Consider the following 22,276-nt stretch of genomic DNA (forward strand, 5'->3'; position numbering starts at 1 on the left):
GTCTGCCTGTTTAACTCTTTCAAATTTGTTTCACTAATTCGTTCGATTGTTATGAAAACCATAGTTCTGGCCGCCATCGCTGCGTTGCCATTTTCAGCCTTTGCTCAACAGGCTGATAAATTCCCTCCATTTGCCGATAATGGCGTATACTTATCAGGTACCGACTTCTCGAACCACAAACTAACCGACGGTTTCGACGACGGCCAACCGGGTTATCGGCTGCGTGATGAAACGTTTCAACGAGGAATAAAGATTGATCAGCCTAATGCCCCTGAAGCAAAGATCCCGCTCACTGATTTATGGGGTGAACGTAAACAAGGCGTTGATTATCGAAGCTTTGAGGGTGATTTCTATCGCGTTGAACACACTGATCGTATTTTTATTTACAGTAAACCGGCCAATTCGTGGCTGACTGGTGGTGGACCAGCCTACCCGGCAACATTATATTACTTTAGCCGGGAAGCCAACTCACCTATTCACCTCATTACAAGCGAAAACCTGAAGGATATTTATTACGACCAGGCCGATAAAACAGCTGTTTTCGATACTATTGACGATTTAGGCAACAAACCAGCCGACCAGGCCAGAAAATTGTTACGCCTGTTTTATAGCAACGACAACAACAGCGCAAGCCATGCAGCCTCGTAAGTGCTAGAAGAATTGTCTGTAGACAATCTTCAGAATACGGTTTAAAGTAGTCCGGTAGTAATTAATTGCCAGTCAACTAGACTGGCAATTTTCTTTATAGCGCGGGGTAGCGTCAGGTTTAGAACAAACATTAGTTAGCCCGTTCTGGTCAAATCTGTAAATTTATTTTCGTTCAATTAAATTTTCTTCCACAGAAAACTTGACAAAGCTGTATTTAATTTATTTACTTTGCCAAACAAAGTACTTTTAAATATGCAGCAATTACTTTACATCCCCCGCCCTCACCCCATCGACCGATCTGGTCAGCCGAAAACCAGCAAGGGTCTGATGGCCTTAGCGGGTCTAACAGTCGCGGGCCTTTGTCTTGTGATCACTCGTGGATTACTGACCAATAACTGGTGGTTTTTCATCATGTTAACCTGGAATCTGTTTCTGGCGTTTTTTCCGCTGGGCGTTGTCCTCGTTTTGCGCGATCTGCGGACAGCCGGTATTATGAACCGTTGGCTGCTTTGGATTGGACTGGCGATCTGGCTGGTGTTCTTACCCAACGCACCTTATATCATTACGGACCTTTATCACATAAAAAATATTGATAAGCCGCTGCTCTGGTTCGATACCATAACCCTCTTCCTGTTTGCCCAAACGGGTTTGCTGGCTGGCTTATATTCTGCCCTGATCGTCCATCGGATGGTCCGTCCGCTCATTGGTGCACGACTGACCTGGATCGCCTTGCTGACTAGTCAGCTTTTATCTGGCTTCGGGATTTATCTGGGCAGATTTGGCCGCTGGAATAGCTGGGATTTATTAGCAAACCCCCTGGCTTTATTCGATGCGATTGCCGGAGCAAGCAGCAATCACCTAAGCTTGAAATTAACACTGGCCTATGGTTTTGTACTGGCCGTTCTGTATGTGGCTTTCTGGTGGTATGTCGATTATGAGCGCGATCAATCCAACTTAAAAAGGCCTTTTTTGTAGTTCTAACAGCAATACGAACGCACGGCTACGTTGAGCTATAACGATCATTGGCTATTACCTTAGCTACCTAAATTACCCAACGACCAATTAATGCTATGTTTGCCACATGATTAATTTCCGTAAAGTCTGGCGTAGTTTTGGGTTTGCGCGACAGGGTATCGTTGATTTATTTCGATACGAGAACAACGCCAAAGTACATTTGCTCATCGCAGGACTCGTATTCGTTGCCGGGTTCTGGCTGGAGATTAGTCGGGTAGAGTGGGCCATTATTCTGACACAAGTTGGGCTCGTCTGGGCTGCCGAAGCGTTCAATACGGCGATTGAAAAGATCTGCGATTTTGTCTCTCCGGGCCTGCATCCGCAAATAAAAGCGATCAAAGATTTATCGTCCGGTGCAGTATTGATTCTTGCAGTCACAGCCGTACTCGTAGGGCTACTTATTCTAGGCAGTAAATTACTTGCAATTTTTAATGGGTAGTCTATCCGTAGCAATTGCCCATGTATTGAACAAAAACGGCGGTAGCAAACTGCCAAAGCGACGGCCGCAATAAACCGAATACCTTAAACGCTAAAAAGAAACTCTTTTCCATGTACGAATCGCGCGAACATCTACAGACGCTGACTGAGATCCGCAGCCTGATGGAACGCTCTTCCAAATTCCTGTCATTGAGCGGCTTATCGGGCGTATCAGCGGGCATTATTGCTCTAATAGGGGCTACTGTTGTTTATGTTCGCCTACGAACTGATCTGCTTCAGGCACTGAGCTACCAGCGAATCGAACTTTACAACGACACTGCTCACCAGGCTATTCGCGAATTTTTGGTTACAGTGGCTATTGTTGTCTTATTGACGGCTTTACTGAGTGGCAGTTATTTTACCATTCGAAAAGCACGGCGACAAGGATTAAGCGTCTGGAACTCGTCGTCGCAACGATTGCTCTGGTCATTGGCTGTTCCACTGGCAGCCGGGGGTATATTTTGTTTAGCCCTATTACACTATAATATGATCTGGCTGGCTTTTCCGTCAACCCTAATTTTTTACGGATTAGCTTTGCTCAATGGCAGCAAATACACCGTTCGCGATGTCGAATCGCTCAGTTATTGTGAAATTGGGCTTGGATTACTCTCCTTATTTTGGCCAGGCTACAACCTGCTGGCATGGTCAGTTGGTTTCGGGGTTCTACATATCGTTTACGGCCTGGCCATGTATTTTAAATACGAACGCAATACCGCATGAAAGACCTACTGGCTCAATTCAATAAAGCCTTTGAGAGTAAAGCGCGGTTAAACATCATGTCGGTTCTGATCGTTAATGACGCCATGAGTTTTAACGCGTTTAAAGAGCTGCTCGGCCTTACCGATGGTAACCTCGCTACCCATCTGCGAGCGTTGGAAGAGTCGGGCTATATCGCTGTGCAGAAGCAATTTGTTGGCCGTAAGCCCAATACAACCTATTCAGCTACCGATGCCGGACGGCAGGCTTTTTCCGATCACCTCAACGCTCTGGAAGAGTTTATCAAAAATCTATAAAAACAGCTTCTAAACGATTACGGTAGGAATAAAAAACGGATTGAATAATCCGTAATGCTTCATTGTGTCCATTTTTTTCTTTTTTTACTTTGTAAAACAAAGTACTTTTATGAAAATAGAAAGCCGAGTTACTACCCAGCTACCAGAAATCCCCAAACAGACTGAACGTTCAGATGTGTATAGTAATAACCATGCGTCTACTACTCCACCTCTACCCTGGCTGAAGCCTTTTCAGGAGCCACTATTTGGCATAGGGCTGGTGATGTTGGTCCTATCAGCCGGGGCCTTCCTGCTTTACGACCTCCTGAATGATTCCGGCCGGACGGGAACCTATAATAGCCTGATGATTATGCTCCATTATGGCCTATTCATTATCTATGGGCTCATGTTGTGGACGAGCGGATATCTGAAAATACGAGATACCAGTCGGCATCGTCCAGTCAGATGGCTGGGTCTTTTGCTGTGGCTAATCAGTGCTTATGCCCTAAATCGGGACCTACCTGTTTTTCAGCAATCAACAGAATGGCTGTGTTGGGCATTAACTTTAGTTGGAATTGCGATGACAGGCTATGCATGGCTCGATATGCTTTCGGTACGCATCCAGCAACTACTGTACGCGGTGCTTGCCTTCGGCTTTTGGGTCTTTGCTTATATGGCTGTCTATATGGTTGAGTGGTATATCGTAAGTGTACCCCTGTTAATTGGCCTTGGTTTATCCTGTCATACATTTGTCCCACTGGCTTTTACCATTACACTTGGCAGACGATTATGGTATGATTGCAGGCATAACGAACACCTCCGACCAGGCGTAGTTCTTGGAGCGGCTATTCCGGTTGTGGCGCTGGTAATCTTTCTAACAGGGTGGGTAAGTGATTTAAATCGGATCGATCGGATCCGGCGGGAAAGTACAATTCGCCAAACCAGCGATCTACCCGAATGGGTTCTTATAGCCCAACAACTAAAACCCGACTGGATCACGAACCGGTTGCTTCTTGCCGGTCAATTGTATGATCTTGGGCCTTTCTTCAGCAATAGCAGCGGGTTCTTTCCGTCACAGACGGGGCTGGATGACGCCCGTCAGCACGATCCGCTGGTTGTGATTGCGTCAAATCTGTATCCCACTGACGGCTTAACAGCCTCAGATAAGCTGAGGCTGTTGAAAACAATCCATGATGAACGTCATATTACAGAAGAAAAATTCTGGACAGGACGTCATTTGGCTATTTCGGATGTGGTTTCGCAGGTACGCATCTGGCCGCAGTTTCGACTGAGTTACACAGAAAAGACAATTCGTATTCATAATCGGGCCTCGATAACAACCGAAGAAGCCCTACTTACCTTCCATTTGCCGTCCGGCTCAGTTGTATCATCCATGTCTTTATGGGTGAATGGTCGTGAAGAACCAGCTCGGCTAACAACCGTTGCCAAGGCTGATTCGGTTTATCGTACCATTGTAGGGGTCGAATCAAGAATCTCAGCCCGCGATCCATCAGTAGTTTTCTGGCAGGAAGGCAACCGGGTAACAATTCGTGTGTTCCCATGTCGGGCAAATGAAGACAGACGCGTAAAACTGGGCATCACATCGCCGTTGGCAGTAGCAGGAAACGAGTTAGTCTATCAAAACGCCTATTTCGAAGGCCCGAACGCCATTTCCGCCACCGAATTAATCAACATTGATTTTGACCAGACGCCCCAAAGTCTAGAGTCACCGTGGTTGCTGGATAAGCTAACTGGCAATCAGTTAACCCATCAGGGGAGCTACGAGCCTAACTGGTCGCTCCGGTTTAAGGCTCCGGCCTTATCGCCCGACGCCTTTGTGATGCCAGACAGCAACCTGGCCTATCAACTGATCCCTTATAAACCAACATGGGACTCATTTGTACCTACTGACGTGTATCTGGACGTGAATGCAGCCTGGACGAAAGATGAGTTCATAGCTGTATTCAACGCTGCGACCCAGATTAAAAGCCATGTATGGTTATTCGACGATGGGCTTAAACAGCTTACCAAACAGGATCTGGAGGCTACATACAACAGGCTCTCGGCACAGCAATTCAGCCTATTTCCCGTCTACAGGATTCAAAAACCAGCAACGGCCTTACTCATTACAAAAGCAACCCTTTCGTCACCGACGCTGAGCGACTTAAAAAATACCGTTTTTGCAGAACGGATGCAGCAAACGGGCCGGCAAACAGAACCCATCCGAACGTTCTGCCTCGGCAATACCTTATCGCCATACCTCAAAACACTCTCAGAGCTCAGTGTTCTGAACGTGACATCCGGAGCAATTAGTGATCTATCGCACCAGGTTATCGCTCAACACCAATTTCCAAAACAACTGAATGAGCCAGGCCAGATTGCTCTGCCTGAAGCAGGGGTTAATATTCAGGAAATAACCCGGCCAGAGCCGACGGCAACTATTTTAAGAAAGTCCAGCGCGCCTGATCACCTGGCGCGGCTGTTTGCCTATAACCATCTACTACATCAAATCGGTCGACACTATTTCACGCCCAATTATCAGACCGACACATTGATACATGAAGCACAGATGGCTCACGTTGTCTCTCCCCTATCAAGCCTGATCGTTCTGGAAACAGCTAATGATTATGAGCGATTTGGCATAAAAAAAGACAGATCAGGGCTTGAAAACGCCACACTAAAGCAGGAAGGGGCCGTGCCTGAACCCCACGAATGGGCGCTTCTGGCGATGCTGGCAGGATTTATTGGTTGGCTGATCTGGAAAAAACGGTATGCTACTGCTTGATCTAACAACCCTTCTTACCATAGCCTTGCTTCTGTTTGTGGGGTGGCCCGGCCAGAATAGGTCGGGCCACTGGATCGGACGGATCATTGCGCTACTATTGCTTTCGCCAGGGTTACGGTATTTTTCAACCCTCTTTACATTTCCAATCCGGCTACAACTCAGTAGCTGGGCCGGTTCACTTTTGCAGGGGGCTGGTTTGGACGTACAAACTCAGGGAAACGTTCTTGTCTATAACGGCATAGAGATGGCCGTCGACCCGGCCTGCATGGGCCTACAAATGACCGGCGTGTCTCTTCTGGTTGCTCTTTTTTTGTTAATATGGCATGAAAATCAACACCACAAACGAGTCCCTGTCGGCTGGGTAATGGCCTACGGATTAATCACATTTGGGCTAACCATTATATGCAATTTGTTCCGGATTATTTTTCTGGTGTTGTTTGCCGCTATGCCCGGAACATGGGCCCATGAAGCACTGGGTTTACTTTGCGTTGCCGTTTACGCCTGGCTCCCGTCGTGGGGCCTGGCCCAATCACTGGTGCATAAATTTGGAGTACAGGAGAAATGGGTACAGGAGAAACGAGCAACGATAGTTCAGGCAAAACTGCTTATCATCAGGGCCGCATGGGGGATAGGCCTGGTAGCAACTGGACTAGCTATCAGAGCCTATGCCGCAGAAGCGCCAAATTCGGCAGAAAATCTATGTAGATCAGAAATTTATACCCGCTATGGCATCCGGTATGATGCGAATTTTACGGGTAAAACGCTAAGCAATGGTTTTGTTCAACTGACGAAGCCGGGCGTACTAATCTACCTAAAGCCTCAACCCGACTGGTTTAGCGCCGACCACAGTCCTGTTACCTGCTGGCGGGGAAATGGCTATGAACTCCGGCAAGTTCGGGAAACGATGCTGGATGGCCATCCAGCCTATATTGGTGAATTACATCGACAAAACAAAGTGCTTCATACGGCCTGGTGGTTTAGTAACGGTAGAACGACAACGATCAGCCAGCTAACCATGCGCAGGCAAATACTCCAAGGCGAAACGGGCTTTGTTCTGGTCAATGTAACTGTTTCGGGGGATAAGATTTAACCCTGGATAGATTCGGTCCGCCTGATGACATGTATCTTTGCGCTCATCGCCATTTATACACTATGAAAGTTACCGGGTTCAGTATTGTCAGAAACGCTATCAAATTTGATTACCCCATTCTCGAAGCGATTCAGTCTGTTTTACCACTTTGCGATGAGTTCGTGGTGGCCGTAGGCAATTCTGAAGATGACACACTGGCCCTGATCAAAAGCATCGATTCTGACAAGATTCGGATTATTGAAACCGTTTGGGATGATTCGCTACGGGCGGGGGGGCAAGTGTTGGCCGTAGAAACGAACAAAGCCCTTGCAGCCATCTCACCAGACACCGACTGGGCGTTTTACATCCAGGGCGATGAGGTCCTGCATGAGCGATACCTACCCGTTGTCAGACAGGCCATGGAGCAGTATCTCGATCACCCTCAGGTGGAAGGGCTGCTGTTCAACTACCTGCACTTTTACGGATCTTATCGCTATGTAGGCGATTCGCCCCAATGGTACCGGCGTGAAATTCGGATTATTCGTTATTCGGACAACGTAACGGCTTATCGGGATGCACAGGGGTTCCGAACAAAAGACAACAAGAAACTCCATGTTAAATTAATTGATGCCTACATCTACCATTACGGCTGGGTAAAACCACCCGAGGTACAGAAAACCAAACTAGCCGCTACGCAGCGTTTCTGGAACGATGACCAGCAAATTATGCAGGCCCGCCAGACACTCGATCATTTCGACTATGGGACTATCGATGCATTGGCCGAATTTAAAGATGCTCAGCCAGCCATTATGCAGCCTCGCATCAACGCGCAAAACTGGCAGTTTGACTTTAATATCCGTGAAAAAAAATATTCGTTAAAAAACCGTTTCAAGACATTCATCGAGCGAATAACCGGGTGGCGCATGGGCGAATATCGCAACTATAAACTGCTACGGTAGTTTCAGAGAAGCCCCTGTCAATTATTACCCGAACGAGGGGCTTCTTAGGGAACGGGCAAATCAGTAGAACACCGTAAATTTGTTTGGGCGGCCCACCCAGACCGTTTAAGTCGTTTTTATGGAAACTACGCTCTCTCCTTCTCGTCCTATTCCCATACATCCGGGCTTACCCATTGTGGGCAATACGCTCGAATATCTACGCGATCCGCTGGCATTTCTTCGCCGGCTGCAACGAGACTATGGGCACCAACGAATGGTTTGCATCAACGTTGGTGGGCGTATAACAACCCTTATGCTCAAACCCGAAGAGACCAAGCAGGTCATTCAGGAAAATAACCGCAACTACGGCCGTGGAAAGTCATTCGCCATTCTGCGGGAATTTTTGGGCAATGGTCTACTGACTAGCGAAGGCGATTTCTGGCGTCGGCAGCGCCGGCTGGCCCAACCCGCATTCCACCGGCAAAAGCTGGCAATTCTGGCCGAGATTATGATTGAGGAAGCGGTGGCATGGGTAGATCGCCTGGAGAAATCAGCGGATATTAAACCCGTAAATTTCTCAGCGGCAACAACAGATGTTACGCTCCGTATTGTAACGAGGACATTATTTGGCAGTAGTTTAGGCGACCAGTTAGATGGCCTGTCGAGTGCATTGGCGAACCTGAATCATGTAGCCAATAATGCGGTCATTAATCCAATTCGCTTGCCGAAATGGGTTCCTACACCCGATAATCGCTCCTTTGAGAAAGCGACCCAAAAAGTAAACAACCTGATTTTCGGCATTATCGAATCAAGACGCCAGACGGGCGAAACTCGTGACGATCTGCTGGATATGTTGCTCCGTGCCACCGACGACGAAACCGGAGAAGGAATGTCGGACGCGCAACTTCGCGACGAAATGGTGACGCTATTCACGGCAGGCCATGAAACCACAGCCACCTCGATGGCCTGGACACTTTATCTGTTAGCACAACACCCTGAGGTTGTAAAGCGGGCAAAAGTCGAAATCAATGCCGTTCTTGGCCAACGCGACCGTCCTTCGGCCGATGATTTACGGGCAATGCCCTACCTGTCGCAAATCATTAGTGAATCGTTGCGTCTTTACCCACCAGCCTGGATTATGAGCCGCCTGTCGCTCGGTCCTGACCGATTCGGCGATTACGTGCTGGAACCAAATCGGGGTGTATTGGTTAGCCCTTACGTCCTGCATCACGATCCTGATAGCTGGCCTGATCCAGAACGATTTAACCCCGATCGCTTCGCACCTGAGCAAAGTAAAGATCGACACCCATATGCCTTTCTACCCTTTGGCGGAGGCCCACGGTTATGCATAGGCAATCAATTTGCGCTCATGGAAATGCAGGCCCTGCTAACCGTTCTGCTGCATCGTTTTGATCTTCGTCCTATGTCGGGTTTACGGATCAAAACACAGCCCCTCATTACACTTCGCCCAAAGCAGGCTGTGCATATTTACCTCGACTAACACACACAAATTATACTTTCTGAAGAATCTTTGTATTTAACCGTTCCACGATAATCATTAAATCACTCACTCTAAAGAGTTAGGAACACTTCTCGACTGTATTCCGTGAAACACAATTGCATCTTTCGTAGCAGGCCTTGACATTGTGGTCGAGATACCCAAACTTAGACAGTCCATTGATGTTCTTGTTTCAATTCACTTTTAAAAGCGACACAATGAGACTACAAATTCACGCCGTGAGGTTCACGGCAGATCAGAGCCTGTTAGACTTTGTCCAGGCCAAACTGAACAAATTAGACACTTTTCATGACCGTATTATCGGTGCTGAGGTGTTCCTCAAGTTAGACGGGGCCGATTCTAATAAAATCAAAGAGAAAGTGATCGAAGTTCGACTCACAATCCCCGGCAAGGAGCTATTCGTGAAAGAACACGACAAAAGTTTCGAGAGCGCAACCGATAGGGTGCTTGAGGTTTTAAAAGATAAACTGGTTCGTTGCAAACAAAAAAGGAATGACATTTTTAGTCCGGCCATTACCGAAGCACAAACCCGGATGAGAGAGGAAGAAGAAGAGGTCTTTGAACCCGATGAGTTATAGATCGTAATCCATCAAAAAAGCGAAAGCCACTCCTGCAGGAGTGGCTTTCGCTTTTTTGATAATAATCAATTATAAGCCAAAGGCTTCCTTGACCTTATCAACAAAGTCAAGCTTTTCCCAGGTAAATAGTTCTACTTCTACCTCTTTTGAGTGTCCGTTAGAACCAAATGTTTTCTTCACGATTTCATTCTTGCGGCCCATATGTCCATAAGCAGCTGTTTCAGAATAAATCGGGTTCCGGAGCTTGAGTCGTTGTTCGATAGCATATGGGCGCATATCGAACAGCTCTTCAACTTTAGTAGCAATTTCACCGTCGTGTAAATCTACTTTGGCTGTGCCGTAGGTGTTTACGTACAAACCACAAGGTTTTGCTACCCCGATGGCATAAGAGACTTGTACTAAAACCTGATCGCAGAGACCAGCAGCTACTAAATTCTTCGCAATATGACGCGTTGCATAAGCCGCCGAACGGTCCACTTTTGAGGGATCTTTACCCGAAAAAGCACCACCGCCGTGAGCCCCTTTACCACCGTAGGTATCGACAATAATCTTACGGCCGGTCAGACCAGTGTCACCGTGAGGACCACCTATTACAAATTTGCCCGTTGGGTTAATGTAATAGGTGATGTTATCCGTAAACAAGCTATGCAATTCGACGTTCTGTGCTGCCTTGACGCGCGGAATCACAATGTTAATGATGTCTTCTTTGATTTTAGCCAGCATCGTTTCGTCATCAGCAAAATCATCGTGCTGGGTCGAAACGACAATGGTATCGATACGAATTGGCTGGTGATCATCCGAATATTCAATGGTCACCTGCGACTTGGCATCGGGCCGCAGATAAGGCATTAATTCGTTTTCGTTATTTCGGATGTTTGACATTTCACGCAGGATTGCATGCGCCAGATCCAGCGGCAACGGCATGTAGTTATCGGTTTCGTTTGTCGCGTAACCGAACATCATACCCTGATCACCAGCTCCCTGAGCGTTGGCACGCGATTCGAAATCTTCACTAACCGCTTTCCGGTCAACTCCCTGATTGATATCAGCCGATTGATCGTGAAGAGCCGAGAAAATACCACAGGAATTGGCCTCAAACATGTATTCGCTCTTGGTATATCCAATCTTACGAATCACATCGCGGGTAATTTTCTGAACGTCTAAATAGGTATCTGTCTTGATCTCACCGGCCAAAACGACCTGTCCGGTCGTAACCAGCGTTTCGCAAGCTACTTTACTCGATGGATCGAAAGCCAGGAAATTATCAATTAGTGCGTCGGAAATTTGATCCGCGACTTTGTCGGGATGTCCCTCAGAAACAGATTCGGAAGTGAAGAGATAAGGCATTACTGCTCTGTATGACTTGGTTTGAATAACAAATCTACGAGATATTTCGCAAGGGACAAGGAACAGATCCGATGCGGCTCTTATTGGGCAGGATCAACACTTTTGTTTTACTTACTTTTATCGAAATAGTCAACTTGACTATACAGGCAATTATTGGCTCTTAATAACGAAGGGCAAGCTGATACACTCACCCTATAATCCTGCTTATTTTTCTTTATCCAAACATTTTCCGACGAATCACATCGAAGAAAGCCACTGTAAATGGCCACCAGGGCATTGTCGAAAACAACCGGATTTCATCCATAAGGCGGGTGTCTTCATCCAGAAACTTAAAGACACTCACCGCTTGATTTTCAGTATACAGCCGGGTAAATAAGTCATCGGCGGGGTACCGATGATTTTCCAGAACATTCAACAATATACTGTCATATAATTTAAATCGACTTTTTGACCAGGGGAATTTCCGATTAGGCTTACCTGCCTCCGCCAAATTTGTAACAATTGATTGTAAGTAACGCTGCGTCCGCTGGAATGTATAACCTGTTGACGGTTTTGTGTGCCCGCCTGACGTGCCAATTCGCACAATGTGTTCGGAAGGATTTTCCTGTGTTGGCTCGTCACTCATTGGAATTATACCCGTTTCAACTTCACAGATTTCGTACGTGCCGGTATTTAAAAACCGATCGATATAGTGGCGTAGTTCTGTTTCGTATTCATCATCAGCCAGGCGCTTATCATTAAAGAGTGTAAACTCCACCAGAGCCGTTTTATCATCAAATGGCATCACATATACAAACCGGCAATCACCGCCCTGTTCGACGCGAAAATCCATGATTTCGGGTAAGGTCGGGTCAAAACAGGATTTTTTGGTTTTGATTACCCACCCTCTGAAATGCTGTAACAGGTTATGATTTTCTGGTTGATCGAGCTTCAGGGCAAACGTGCTATCGAATACATAATCGGCAATGTATGGCTCATCATCGGCGATCACAAAACCACCCTGAGGAGTTTCCTTAACACGATTGATCGTTGCCTGTCGGCGCTCAATATTGGGGTATTTTTCGAGCTCCTTCTGAATAAATTCGTAGAAGTCGATTCCTCGCAGCATTTTGTATTGATAACCGCCCAGATCGAGTGCTCCGGCGTTGGTAGTCCCATGAAAGCTGACCTGGTTCCATTTACGGAACACAATTGATTCGAACGGGCCGGCATTTCGCTCCCAGAAGCACCAGGTTCGATCATTGCGATCTTTACTATCACGGTCCAGAATCAGTATTGAACGGTCGCGTAGAGAAGATTGTGTCAGGTAGTAAGCCAGACTTAAGCCTGCCATACCTCCCCCCGCTATGATGAAGTCGTATTTTTTCATGCAGCAAACAAAAAGTCCGGACGAGCCGCCCGGACTTTTATACTAAATAACAGGGATACTGAATTGTTTGCAAATATGCCCGTAAACTTTACACGTTCACGTGTTTTTCAGCATGGTAACTCGACCGAACCAGCGGACCCGATTCTACGTATTTTATACCACGCTTCAGTCCTTCTTCCTTATACATCGCGAATGTTTCCGGATGAATCCATTCAATAACTTCGTGGTGCATTTTGGTTGGCTGTAAATATTGGCCCAACGTTAACACATCGAGGCCATTGGCAACCAGATCGTCCATGGCTTTGAACACTTCATCGTGCGTTTCGCCAAGACCAAGCATGATACCTGATTTGGTACGTTTGCCGTACTCTTTGGTCCGGCGAGTCTGCTCCAGACTACGCTCATAACGAGCTTGTGGCCGAACGCGCCGGTAGAGCCGCTCAACTGTTTCCATATTATGCGAAACAACCTCCTGACCAGCAGAGATCATTCGTTCGAGTGCTTCCCAATTACCTTTCGTATCAGGAATCAGTGTTTCTATGGTTGTTGCAGGCGACGATTCTTTAATTAGCCGTACGGTCTGGTGCCAGATTTCGGCACCCCGATCTTTCAATTCGTCACGATTAACGGACGTTATTACGGCATGCTTCACTTTCATCAGCACGATGGCTTCGGCTACACGACGGGGTTCGTCCGCATCATATTCGTTTGGACGGCCCGTTGCCACTGCGCAGAATGTGCAGCTTCGGGTACATACATTCCCGAGAATCATAAACGTAGCCGTACCAGCGCCCCAGCATTCGCCCATGTTGGGGCAGTTGCCGCTTTCGCAGATCGTATGGAGTTTATGTTCGTCCACTAATTTCCGGACTTTGGCGTATTCAGGACCAATGGGTAGTTTAACGCGCAGCCAGTCGGGACGTTTTTTCCGTTGTTGTTCGGAGGGTATTACGGGTAGTTCAATCATGGCTCCTCAATCCTTTCCAACAGAATTCGTTTTTTGCCCGTAAAGTTCAGGAAAAAAACACAGAAAAGGGAAGAGCCGGAGCAATGGTCTATTCCATCATTCCGGCTCTTCCCTTTTCTGTATTTTAGAATCCTGTTTATTTCTTATTTCCAAAAAACAAGGTTATATAACCAGAGGTGAAGAAGCTGCGATTACCGTCTTCACGCGTTCCATTCGGGCCAGGATTGGGAATAATAATGACCTTATTCGGGAAAACTTCGGCCAGAAATCCAATCTCAACACCGGTTGTATTGTTCCGAAATGTACTTAATTCAAAGCTCAATGCTGCTTTTACGTTCAGACCTACCGTCAATTTAGAATCGCCCAGGCCCTGAAAGAATCCTCCCGACCCGATCGGTGCACCCTGTGGGCTACCAGAGCCTTGATTTAGCGAACTATAGGGCACAGAGCGCGTCTGATTTCCTTCCTGAATTTTCACGTAATAGGGCTTGATAATACCGAGTGTTGGCCCTGCCGCGAAAATTCCGCTTACGGCAATTCCTTCATCGGCGCTACGATCAAACAGCTTGATTTCGCGGCCATATTGCCCCCGAAGCGCAAAAAGATAGCTCTCTTTGCCATAAATAAAGCGCGAGCTGGCAAAATTGCTTGTCGTCTGAATTTCTTTGGGATGCTTTACATTAACGATCTCGATACTCAGGTAACGATATTGCGGCATTCCAAAAAAACTATTCGACAATAGTTTAGCCTGCCGGAATGATAGGCCTCCCAGCACACCCGAATTAGTGTTCGACGTGATGCCATAGGTCGTAATGGTTCGATACGTTTCATCGTCCGAATCAGTATTTTGCGCCCAGACATTACCACTAACTAACAACCAACTCGTTAGAGCGATTGCCTTCAATTTGTATATAGTTCGCATTTTGTCTAATTCTTGATTAAAACTACACAATTTCCATTAATTCCCGCTAAAATTATCGGCCACATTAGCGTAACCAACTGATATTTTTTATGTTTAGGCAAATTAGCCTGAAAATCAACAACCAACTTATTTTACCCTTTATTCGGCAGGCTTATTGACTCACAACTCATTTTTAATTCATGGCTACGATTCACATTGATTATCTTGGCGATTTACGAACCGACTGCACTCATCTGCAATCGGGAACTCATATCAATACCGATGCACCCACCGACAATCAGGGTCGGGGCGAAGCGTTTTCCCCAACCGATCTGGTTGCTAATGCACTAGGCACCTGTATTATTACAACGATGGCTATTTCTGCCCGACGCGATGGTATCGAACTAAAAGGCAGCGAACTGGAGGTAACGAAAATCATGACCAGCCAACCTCCCCGGCGCATCGCCCGCATTGAGATTGACCTTACTCTTCGCACCGAAGTGCTCCCCGACGATGACACTCGGGCTCGCCTTGAGAAAATCGCGCATACCTGCCCTGTAGCCATCAGCCTCCATCCCGATCTTGAGCAAGCCGTAACTATTCGGTGGGAAGAAACTGTAAACGCCTAATCCGTACGCTAACTATTGATGTGTTCTTCTGACCGGTGAGTACACTATGTAGTTATTGCGACTTAAAACCGTGATTGGGTAGTTCGATTTTCATATTAGTGTCAGTCGTAATCTCTTAGCTTGTTTATCAATTACATTCAGTAAACTGGCTTTTGAGTTGTATGTATCCTTTGCAATATTATCAGTCTTCAATAACAGTCTTTTTCGTAAAGCCAAGTGGCAATATGAAGCTATTGAGAAACGAATTGTAGAATTTATAGAAAACGAATTAAAATAAACGCAGCGGGGCCGGCAATGGCCCCGCTGCGTTTATTTTAACCTCACACAGCTCCTTAATGAAGCAGTACTTGTCAATTGTATTTCGCTCGACAGCAACTGACAAAAGGATATTGTCGAGCGCGATATACTATTGTTTTATCTCCAGTACTACATCTGTCTGGTGGCCCCTTTTGCATGCGTTATCCATGAACTCAGGCTCGTCGGGATTCGGTGTTAACTTCACCGTTACCACTTTTTCACAGCCTGCGGCATAGCTATCAGTGAGTCGATGTGAAACACCTCAACTCATGCATCTAATTCTTAGCACTTGCATGTTTAAATCGATATATACCCAGGTTTGGCTCCAGATCGGCAATCGAAACTTGCATATCCTTGAGTTGTCCGTTAGCAAGATCGTATACCCACCCATGCACCTTAATATCTTGACTCTCAAACAAACGTTTTTGGACAAACGACAGCTTCATCACATTCAGACACTGCTCCCGCACGTTCAACTCGACTAGTCGCCGATGTCTGGATTCAGCATCTTCAAGGGCATCAAGCTCATCGCGATGCATCCGATAAACGTCCTGGATGTTACGTAGCCATGTGTTCATATAGCCAAAATCATCATGGGTGGTGGCTGCTTTGATACCACCGCATCCGTAATGTCCGCAAACGATAACGTGCTTAACTTGCAAGTTCTCGACAGCATACTGCAATACTGCCAGTGAACTAATGTCGTTGTTGGGCACTAAGTTGGCGATATTGCGATGGATAAACACGTCTCCAGGCTTAATCCCCATAAAAGCATCCGGCGATACCCGGCTATCCGAACAACCAATATACAGAAATTCGGGAGCTTGGCTTTTAGCCATGTCTGAAAAATAGGCGGGATCGAGTTGCAGTTGCTTCTGTACCCATTCTTTGTTGTGACTGAATACCTGTTCGTATAAATTCATAAACTCATCTTGTTTTTAGTTCAAAACTAGTATGCGCCAAAAGATTTTCCTCAATAATATCCCTTATTTATGCTATTTTCTGATCAAGTGCTCCTTATTATGAATGAGCAAAGAATTTCTCCAAGGGATTAGTTTTGCCAATCTATCCTAATTATCTGTAGTTTACAAAATGGGACCGCACCGGCGGATTGGTATTAAAGCTACTTACAGTCACGTGTTCACTGCCAAGACCGTGTTCATGATTATCTGAACGTGCTATGACAAATTAGACGGTCAGTTAGCGCAGACAATTTTTCAATCAGCCTCAAGAGGTAATATACATTTTGCATAACACCAAGCTTCTCGGAATAACAGCGTCTTTTTCTCAAACGCCAATCCCGACTCGGCACAATACGGCAATCTGGGCGTACAATTATTACCGGTCCCCCTTATCCTTGCTTTTAGCAACTGCCCATTGACCTACTTTGTTACCGCTTAGATTGGCTATTCTCTATTAAAAACAATTCAAACACGTCCAATGGGAGGCCCTCTTTTACGGATTGATAGCTAGTCACTACCATCTTTCATTTAGGATGAACGAATCACAAAATTGCAACTATGCTATTCTGGAGAGCGCTATTTTAATCAATGGCGATAGTGATACGGGCTTGGCTGAAACCATTAAACGGTTCGATTTTATTGGCATCGGAACAAAGGAGTAGAAAAACTATTTAGAAGAATATTTTACATGAATAATTAAAACTTTTACTGGTATTATTTTTTTGTAAAAAAATAATACCAGTAAAATAAAAGAGTATAGTAAATATAATTTACTCAAATCATTCCAAGATAAAATATATTCTGAGAATTTTCAGGCTTATTACATTTCCAGAACTAAAGCTTCTTTATTATATTTATTTCTATATTCAATTGGCGACAATCCCGTAATTTTCTTAAATACAGTTCTAAATGATTTTGTATCCGAATAACCTACATCGAACATTACTTCATTAACGTTTTTCCGGCCCGTTTCCAAATCCTTTTTCGCTGCTTCTATTTTTACACGCTGAATGTATTCAGTCACGGTATTGGCCGTAGCACTTTTAAACCGGCGTTCCAGGCTTCTGCGTCCAACGGCTAATAAATCAGCTAGCTGGTCGACAGTTATTTTGTCCTGAAAATTAGTTTCAATAAAATCCTGAGCCTTTTTTACAGATTCATCTTCGTGCGCTTTCTGCCCCTGAAAGATAATAAAGGGCGACTGGCTATTCTTGTCGATGTCAATCATAAACGCTTTGGCAATCAGAACAGCCACATCTCTGCCTGCATTCTTTTCTACGAGGTATAGAAGCAGATTCAAATACGAATAAGCCCCTCCGCTGGTGTAAATGCCATCCTCTTCGGTCATGATCTTGTCATCGACCAGATTCACGTCTGGAAACATGGCCCTAAATTCGTTGGCAAGCCTCCAGTGCGTTGCACACTGCTTCCCTTTCAGAAGGCCCGTAGCGGCCAGAAAAAAAGCGCCTATGCAGTAACTGGCAATCTCTGCACCCGCCTTATAGTGCTTGATAAGCCAGGGAATTAACTCCTCATTCAGAGCGAGAATTTGCTTCTGATCACCAAACAAAGCCGGAATAATAATCAGGTCTGTTTTTAGCACATCGCCGATCAACAGGTCTGGGGTCACCGTAAATAACCCGTTTCGTTGTCTTGTTTCTGTGGACAACCCAACCAGCTGAATCGTGAACAAGGGTGCCTTGCCCATCGCTTTCTGAAACTCATTTACCTCAGCTAGTATCTGGTGAGTTCCCTCAATATTGGTCAGGCTGATATGCCCATGCGGAACAATAATCGATACGTGTTTCATAGTTCAAAAATAAAGAAAAACAATTAGTTCAAAAATAAAGAAAAACAATGTCGTAATCAACCCTTATATTGCCGGATTTACCCCCTATATTCCTTCGTGGAGTATGGTAAATTTGCATAGATAAAATAGTGAATAAACAGCGAAAATAAAGCAGCTATTTTTATCAGAGTGAGTTCTTATAATAATTGCTGACCTGGTTGAATTTAACTACCAAAAACCGATCTATTAAGAAACTTTTTTAAGTCCGAAAATGGAAATTGATCGGGGTCTATGATGTATAAAATCCATTCACTGTTTGTTGACTGCAATTTGCAGAAGAGAAAACGTAATCTTTTTACGTCCAGAGTAAAGTTCACATTTTAACTAACATAAAAAGAATCATGGCAACGTTAAATCCCCCTTATCTGAACTTCAACGGCAATTGCGAAGAAGCTTTCACTTTTTACAAATCCGTATTTGGTGGCGAATTCGCAAGTATCACGCGTTATAAGGATGCTCCTTCAGAAAATCCAGTTCCTGAAAACGAAGCCGAGAAAATCGCCAACATTGGGTATCCTATCGGCCAGGGAGGCTCGCTGATGGGTAGCGACGTCCCGGAATCCTATGGCAAAGCCATAATTGGCACTAATGTCTACGTACCTGTCAATACCGAAAGCGAAGAAGAAGCAACACGCCTTTTTAATGGTCTGTCGGTCGGTGGTCAAGTTATGATGCCGCTCGATAAGACATTCTGGAATGCTTATTTTGGGATGTTCACCGACAAATTTGGCGTTCAGTGGATGATCAGTTACGATTATAATCAGTAGACATTGGCTTATTAACGCGAAAAGAACGCATCATGAGAAAAGTAAAATTGCAAATGCAACTCACTCTGGACGGTTTTGTGGCCGGCCCAAACGGCGAAATGGACTGGCTGGTCTGGAATTGGGATGAGGAGTTAAAACAGTATGTTGGTGCGCTAACCGAATCTGTAGACACAATTCTACTTGGTCGGGTACTTGCACAAGGATTTATTCCGGCATGGGCCTCCAGAGTCGAAAATCCAGAAACGGCCGATGCGTTTGCTCAAAAAATGAATGATCTACCCCGGTTTATTTTCTCCAAAACGCTGAGCGAGACTCAATGGGAAAATACAACGCTGGTTAAAGGAGACCTTGTCGAAGAAATTAATGCGCTAAAACAACAGCCGGGTCAGGATATAATTCTGTATGGTGGGGCCAAACTAGTATCGGCCTTTATACAGCATAATCTGATCGACGAATACCACCTTTTCGTCAATCCGGTTCTTTTAGGGAATGGGCTGCCAATATTTCATGCATTGACAAATAAGCTAAACCTGAAAGCAGTAAAAAGCCAGTTGTTTAGCTGCGGTATCGTTGCGCTTTACTACGAACCTCAACGTGACTGAGTCGATTTTTACGGCTACTATCCAGTTGGCAAGGCTATTATTCGTTTAGTTTGGGCAAAACAACCTGCAACTTATTTTAAATAGGCCAAACAATGTGTACTAGCTGGCTAGCTGCTTACCCGACAAACGACCTTCTCTTACCGGAAGGTCGTTTGTTTTGTGCCCTTTGCAAAATCATCACTATTTTGCCGGCTGAACCATTTGTAACGCATGAAATATCTGCTTTTTTGCCTTCTATTTTCCTTCACTGCATTTGCCCAAACCAACAACCAATATAATCTGATTCCGTTTCCGGCACGATTTAGCGGTCAGGACGGGCAGTTTACGCTCACCGCCAACACCCGCGTTGTGGTGTCTCCGGCTACCGATGCGACCGTTCGGGGCGTAGCGCAAACATTTGTTAATCAGGTAAAATCCGCCAACGGATTAGCGCTTGCAGTCACACCGACCAGCCCTGTTCTGGCAAAAGGAGCGAACATCCTTCTGACACTTAATAAAAAGCTGGCGCTGGGCGACGAAGGGTATAAACTAACCGTTACGTCAACCCGTGTAGTTGCTGAAGCTGCCACAGCCAGGGGTTTATTTTATGCAACCCAGACCCTACGCCAACTATTGCCGGTTGGTCAGTCGGCAACCATAACGATGCCTGCCTGCGCCATTACCGATAAACCGCGTTATGGCTACCGGGGGCTTCACCTCGATGTTTCGCGGCACTTTATGCCTGTGGCATTTGTCAAGAAATACATCGACCTGATGGCGATGCATAAACAAAACACCTTCCATTGGCATCTAACCGACGATCAGGGCTGGCGTATTGAGATTAAGAAGTATCCGAAATTAACTCAACTCGGTAGCAAACGGGCTGAGACACTCATTGGTCAGTATAGCCAGAATTACCCACAACAGTTTGACGGAAAACCTCACGGTGGCTTCTACACGCAGGAAGAAATTCGGGATGTGGTGCGCTATGCTCAGAGTCGGTTTGTGACCATTATTCCTGAAATTGAAATGCCCGGTCATGCATTGGCCGCCCTGACGGCTTACCCCGAGCTTGGCTGCGAGCCAACAAAAGCATATCAGGTAGCGACCAAATGGGGTGTTTTTGACGATGTTTTCTGCCCTTCCGATAAAACGTTCGGCTTTTTGCAGGATGTACTTACCGAGGTTATGACGCTTTTCCCCGGAAAATACATTCACATTGGGGGCGATGAATGCCCGAAAACTGCCTGGAAACAAAGCGCGTTCTGCCAGGATTTGATGAAGAAAAATAACCTGAAAGACGAACACGAATTGCAAAGCTATTTTATCCGGCGCATCGAGAAATTCGTGAATAGTAAAGGTCGGGCCATTATTGGTTGGGACGAAATTCTGGAGGGCGGTCTGGCCCCCAACGCCACTGTTATGAGCTGGCGGGGTACAGCCGGTGGTATCGCTGCTGCTAAGCAGAAACACGCAGTTATCATGACGCCCGGCGAAACCTGCTACCTCGATCATTATCAGGGCAACCCAGCCACTGAGCCGCTGGCTATTGGTGGTTACCTCCCACTCGATCAGGTTTATGCCTATGAACCAACACCTGCCGACTTATCGCCCGCCGAACAAAACTACATTCTGGGCGTCCAGGGCAATGTCTGGACTGAATATATGCCCTTATCCGAAAACGTTGAGTATATGGTTTTCCCCCGTGCTATTGCTCTGGCCGAAATTGCCTGGTTACCCAAAGGGCCCCGGAATTTCGAAGACTTTGCACAACGGCTCAAAAATCATCTGCCACGGCTAAACGCGATGTCCGTTAATTACGCCAAACGCCTGTTCGATATCACCGCCACTACGCAACCAAACGAGCAGGGGCAAATACAGGTCCGGCTTACTAAACTGGACAGCGATAGCCAGATTTTTTATACAACGAATGGTAAAGAACCCAACGAGCGCACAACTGAATACATTGGTCCGATTACACTGACCAAGACAACAACAATTCGGGCCATGACGCCCACCGGTGGGCGGTTAACCCAAACCTTTACGCTGCATAAAGGCAAAAATAAGCCCTATACCTACGCCATTGAAACGGGAAACGACAGCGATGCAAAAACGACCAAGCTCACGGATGGTGTACGGGGTGACACGCCACGTGGCCGTCGGGAGTGGGTTAATTTTTTCGGTGATATGGACATTACGCTGGATCTTGGCGATGTAACGAGCGTAACGAAAGTATCGCTAAATTTCCTGAAGGTTATTTTAGACAAAAGCTTCCCGCCAACGTCGGTTTCGATCGCGATCTCGCGCGATGGTCAGGATTACAAGGAGGCTATCGATCAACCGATTAAATACGAACTGACCGGACCATGGGATATTTTACCGGTTGTGGCTGACTTCAAAACAGCACGGGCACGTTACGTACGCATTCGGGCAAAGAATGCGGGCGTATGTCCCACTGGGCACCCCAATGCTGGTGAGAAAACCTATTTTTCTACTGATGAAATTGTGGTAGAATAATTTTTTGTCCTGCTGACGCAGGCAGTGTCAGCAGGACAAAAAGCAATATTTATTTCTGTATCTTGTAAGT

21 protein-coding genes are annotated in these 22,276 nt (G+C 46.0%); 15 read left to right on the forward strand and 6 right to left on the reverse strand.

The window, feature by feature from the left end:
• The first annotated feature begins 51 nt into the window (after positions 1–51).
• From G8759_RS29295 to G8759_RS29340, 10 genes are all read left to right on the forward strand, one after another.
• Positions 52–648 (forward strand): hypothetical protein, encoded by a 597-nt coding sequence (locus G8759_RS29295; protein ID WP_167216359.1) that lies wholly within the window; start codon positions 52–54, stop codon positions 646–648.
• A 252-nt stretch (positions 649–900) separates the two neighbouring features.
• On the forward strand, positions 901–1,623 hold the full coding sequence (locus tag G8759_RS29300; RefSeq protein WP_167216361.1) for a DUF1361 domain-containing protein: 723 nt from the start codon (positions 901–903) through the stop codon (positions 1,621–1,623).
• 106 nt (positions 1,624–1,729) lie between these two features.
• A complete protein-coding gene (locus G8759_RS29305; protein WP_167216363.1) occupies positions 1,730–2,101 on the forward strand; it encodes a diacylglycerol kinase family protein in 372 nt (123 codons plus the stop codon).
• 110 nt (positions 2,102–2,211) lie between these two features.
• Positions 2,212–2,859 (forward strand): hypothetical protein, encoded by a 648-nt coding sequence (locus G8759_RS29310; protein WP_167216365.1) that lies wholly within the window; start codon positions 2,212–2,214, stop codon positions 2,857–2,859.
• A complete protein-coding gene (locus G8759_RS29315) occupies positions 2,856–3,152 on the forward strand; it encodes a winged helix-turn-helix domain-containing protein (protein ID WP_167216367.1) in 297 nt (98 codons plus the stop codon). Before G8759_RS29310 ends, G8759_RS29315 begins: the two co-directional genes overlap by 4 nt.
• 109 nt (positions 3,153–3,261) lie before the next feature.
• A complete protein-coding gene (locus G8759_RS29320) occupies positions 3,262–5,916 on the forward strand; it encodes an XrtN system VIT domain-containing protein (protein WP_167216369.1) in 2,655 nt (884 codons plus the stop codon).
• Positions 5,903–7,006, forward strand: a complete 1,104-nt coding sequence (gene xrtN, locus G8759_RS29325; protein WP_167216371.1) for an exosortase N — start codon at positions 5,903–5,905, stop codon at positions 7,004–7,006. The genes G8759_RS29320 and xrtN overlap by 14 nt, the downstream gene beginning before the upstream one ends.
• Positions 7,007–7,068: 62 nt before the next feature.
• Positions 7,069–7,944, forward strand: coding sequence for a glycosyltransferase family protein (locus tag G8759_RS29330; RefSeq protein ID WP_167216373.1), 876 nt, complete (start codon positions 7,069–7,071; stop codon positions 7,942–7,944).
• 118 nt (positions 7,945–8,062) lie between these two features.
• Complete coding sequence (locus tag G8759_RS29335) at positions 8,063–9,424, forward strand: cytochrome P450 (protein WP_167216375.1); 1,362 nt, start codon at positions 8,063–8,065, stop codon at positions 9,422–9,424.
• A 215-nt stretch (positions 9,425–9,639) separates the two neighbouring features.
• The gene (locus G8759_RS29340) at positions 9,640–10,020 is read left to right on the forward strand and encodes an HPF/RaiA family ribosome-associated protein (protein WP_167216377.1); all 381 of its coding nucleotides are present in this window, start codon (positions 9,640–9,642) and stop codon (positions 10,018–10,020) included.
• 69 nt (positions 10,021–10,089) lie between these two features.
• On the opposite strand, the gene metK is transcribed toward G8759_RS29340, so the two are convergent.
• The 4 genes from metK to G8759_RS29360 all read right to left on the reverse strand — a co-directional run bounded on the left by metK (position 10,090) and on the right by G8759_RS29360 (position 14,625).
• Positions 10,090–11,367, reverse strand: coding sequence for a methionine adenosyltransferase (gene metK, locus G8759_RS29345; protein ID WP_167216379.1), 1,278 nt, complete (start codon positions 11,365–11,367; stop codon positions 10,090–10,092).
• 214 nt (positions 11,368–11,581) lie between these two features.
• Positions 11,582–12,736 carry a lycopene cyclase family protein gene (locus G8759_RS29350; protein ID WP_167216381.1) on the reverse strand — a complete coding sequence of 385 codons (1,155 nt, stop codon included), beginning with the start codon at positions 12,734–12,736 and terminating at the stop codon, positions 11,582–11,584.
• Positions 12,737–12,824: 88 nt separating this feature from the next.
• A complete protein-coding gene (lipA, locus tag G8759_RS29355) occupies positions 12,825–13,703 on the reverse strand; it encodes a lipoyl synthase (RefSeq protein WP_167216383.1) in 879 nt (292 codons plus the stop codon).
• Between the two features lie 136 nt (positions 13,704–13,839).
• Positions 13,840–14,625, reverse strand: a complete 786-nt coding sequence (locus G8759_RS29360; RefSeq protein ID WP_162386814.1) for a hypothetical protein — start codon at positions 14,623–14,625, stop codon at positions 13,840–13,842.
• A gap of 179 nt (positions 14,626–14,804) precedes the next feature.
• Here G8759_RS29360 and G8759_RS29365 point away from each other — a divergent pair, with 179 nt between their 5' ends.
• Entirely contained in the window at positions 14,805–15,233 is a 429-nt protein-coding gene (locus G8759_RS29365; RefSeq protein WP_167216385.1) for an OsmC family protein, read from the forward strand.
• A 572-nt stretch (positions 15,234–15,805) separates the two neighbouring features.
• Here G8759_RS29365 and G8759_RS29370 read toward each other — a convergent pair.
• Positions 15,806–16,453, reverse strand: coding sequence for a carbonic anhydrase (locus G8759_RS29370; protein ID WP_167216387.1), 648 nt, complete (start codon positions 16,451–16,453; stop codon positions 15,806–15,808).
• A 572-nt stretch (positions 16,454–17,025) separates the two neighbouring features.
• Here G8759_RS29370 and G8759_RS36255 point away from each other — a divergent pair.
• A complete protein-coding gene (locus G8759_RS36255) occupies positions 17,026–17,154 on the forward strand; it encodes a hypothetical protein (RefSeq protein ID WP_262890632.1) in 129 nt (42 codons plus the stop codon).
• 158 nt (positions 17,155–17,312) lie between these two features.
• Here the strand turns inward: G8759_RS36255 and G8759_RS29375 are convergent, their stop codons facing one another.
• Positions 17,313–18,302 (reverse strand): GlxA family transcriptional regulator, encoded by a 990-nt coding sequence (locus G8759_RS29375; RefSeq protein WP_167216389.1) that lies wholly within the window; start codon positions 18,300–18,302, stop codon positions 17,313–17,315.
• 380 nt (positions 18,303–18,682) lie between these two features.
• Between G8759_RS29375 and G8759_RS29380 the strand changes: the two genes are divergently transcribed.
• The 3 genes from G8759_RS29380 (at position 18,683) to G8759_RS29390 (ending at position 22,206) form a co-directional block, all read left to right on the forward strand.
• Entirely contained in the window at positions 18,683–19,108 is a 426-nt protein-coding gene (locus G8759_RS29380; protein ID WP_167216391.1) for a VOC family protein, read from the forward strand.
• A gap of 32 nt (positions 19,109–19,140) precedes the next feature.
• Positions 19,141–19,710 carry a dihydrofolate reductase family protein gene (locus G8759_RS29385; protein ID WP_167216393.1) on the forward strand — a complete coding sequence of 190 codons (570 nt, stop codon included), beginning with the start codon at positions 19,141–19,143 and terminating at the stop codon, positions 19,708–19,710.
• 210 nt (positions 19,711–19,920) lie between these two features.
• Positions 19,921–22,206, forward strand: coding sequence for a glycoside hydrolase family 20 protein (locus tag G8759_RS29390; RefSeq protein ID WP_167216395.1), 2,286 nt, complete (start codon positions 19,921–19,923; stop codon positions 22,204–22,206).
• Positions 22,207–22,276: the final 70 nt, after the last annotated feature.

Origin of the sequence: Spirosoma aureum (genome assembly GCF_011604685.1) — a bacterium.
Lineage (GTDB): Bacteria > Bacteroidota > Bacteroidia > Cytophagales > Spirosomataceae > Spirosoma > Spirosoma aureum.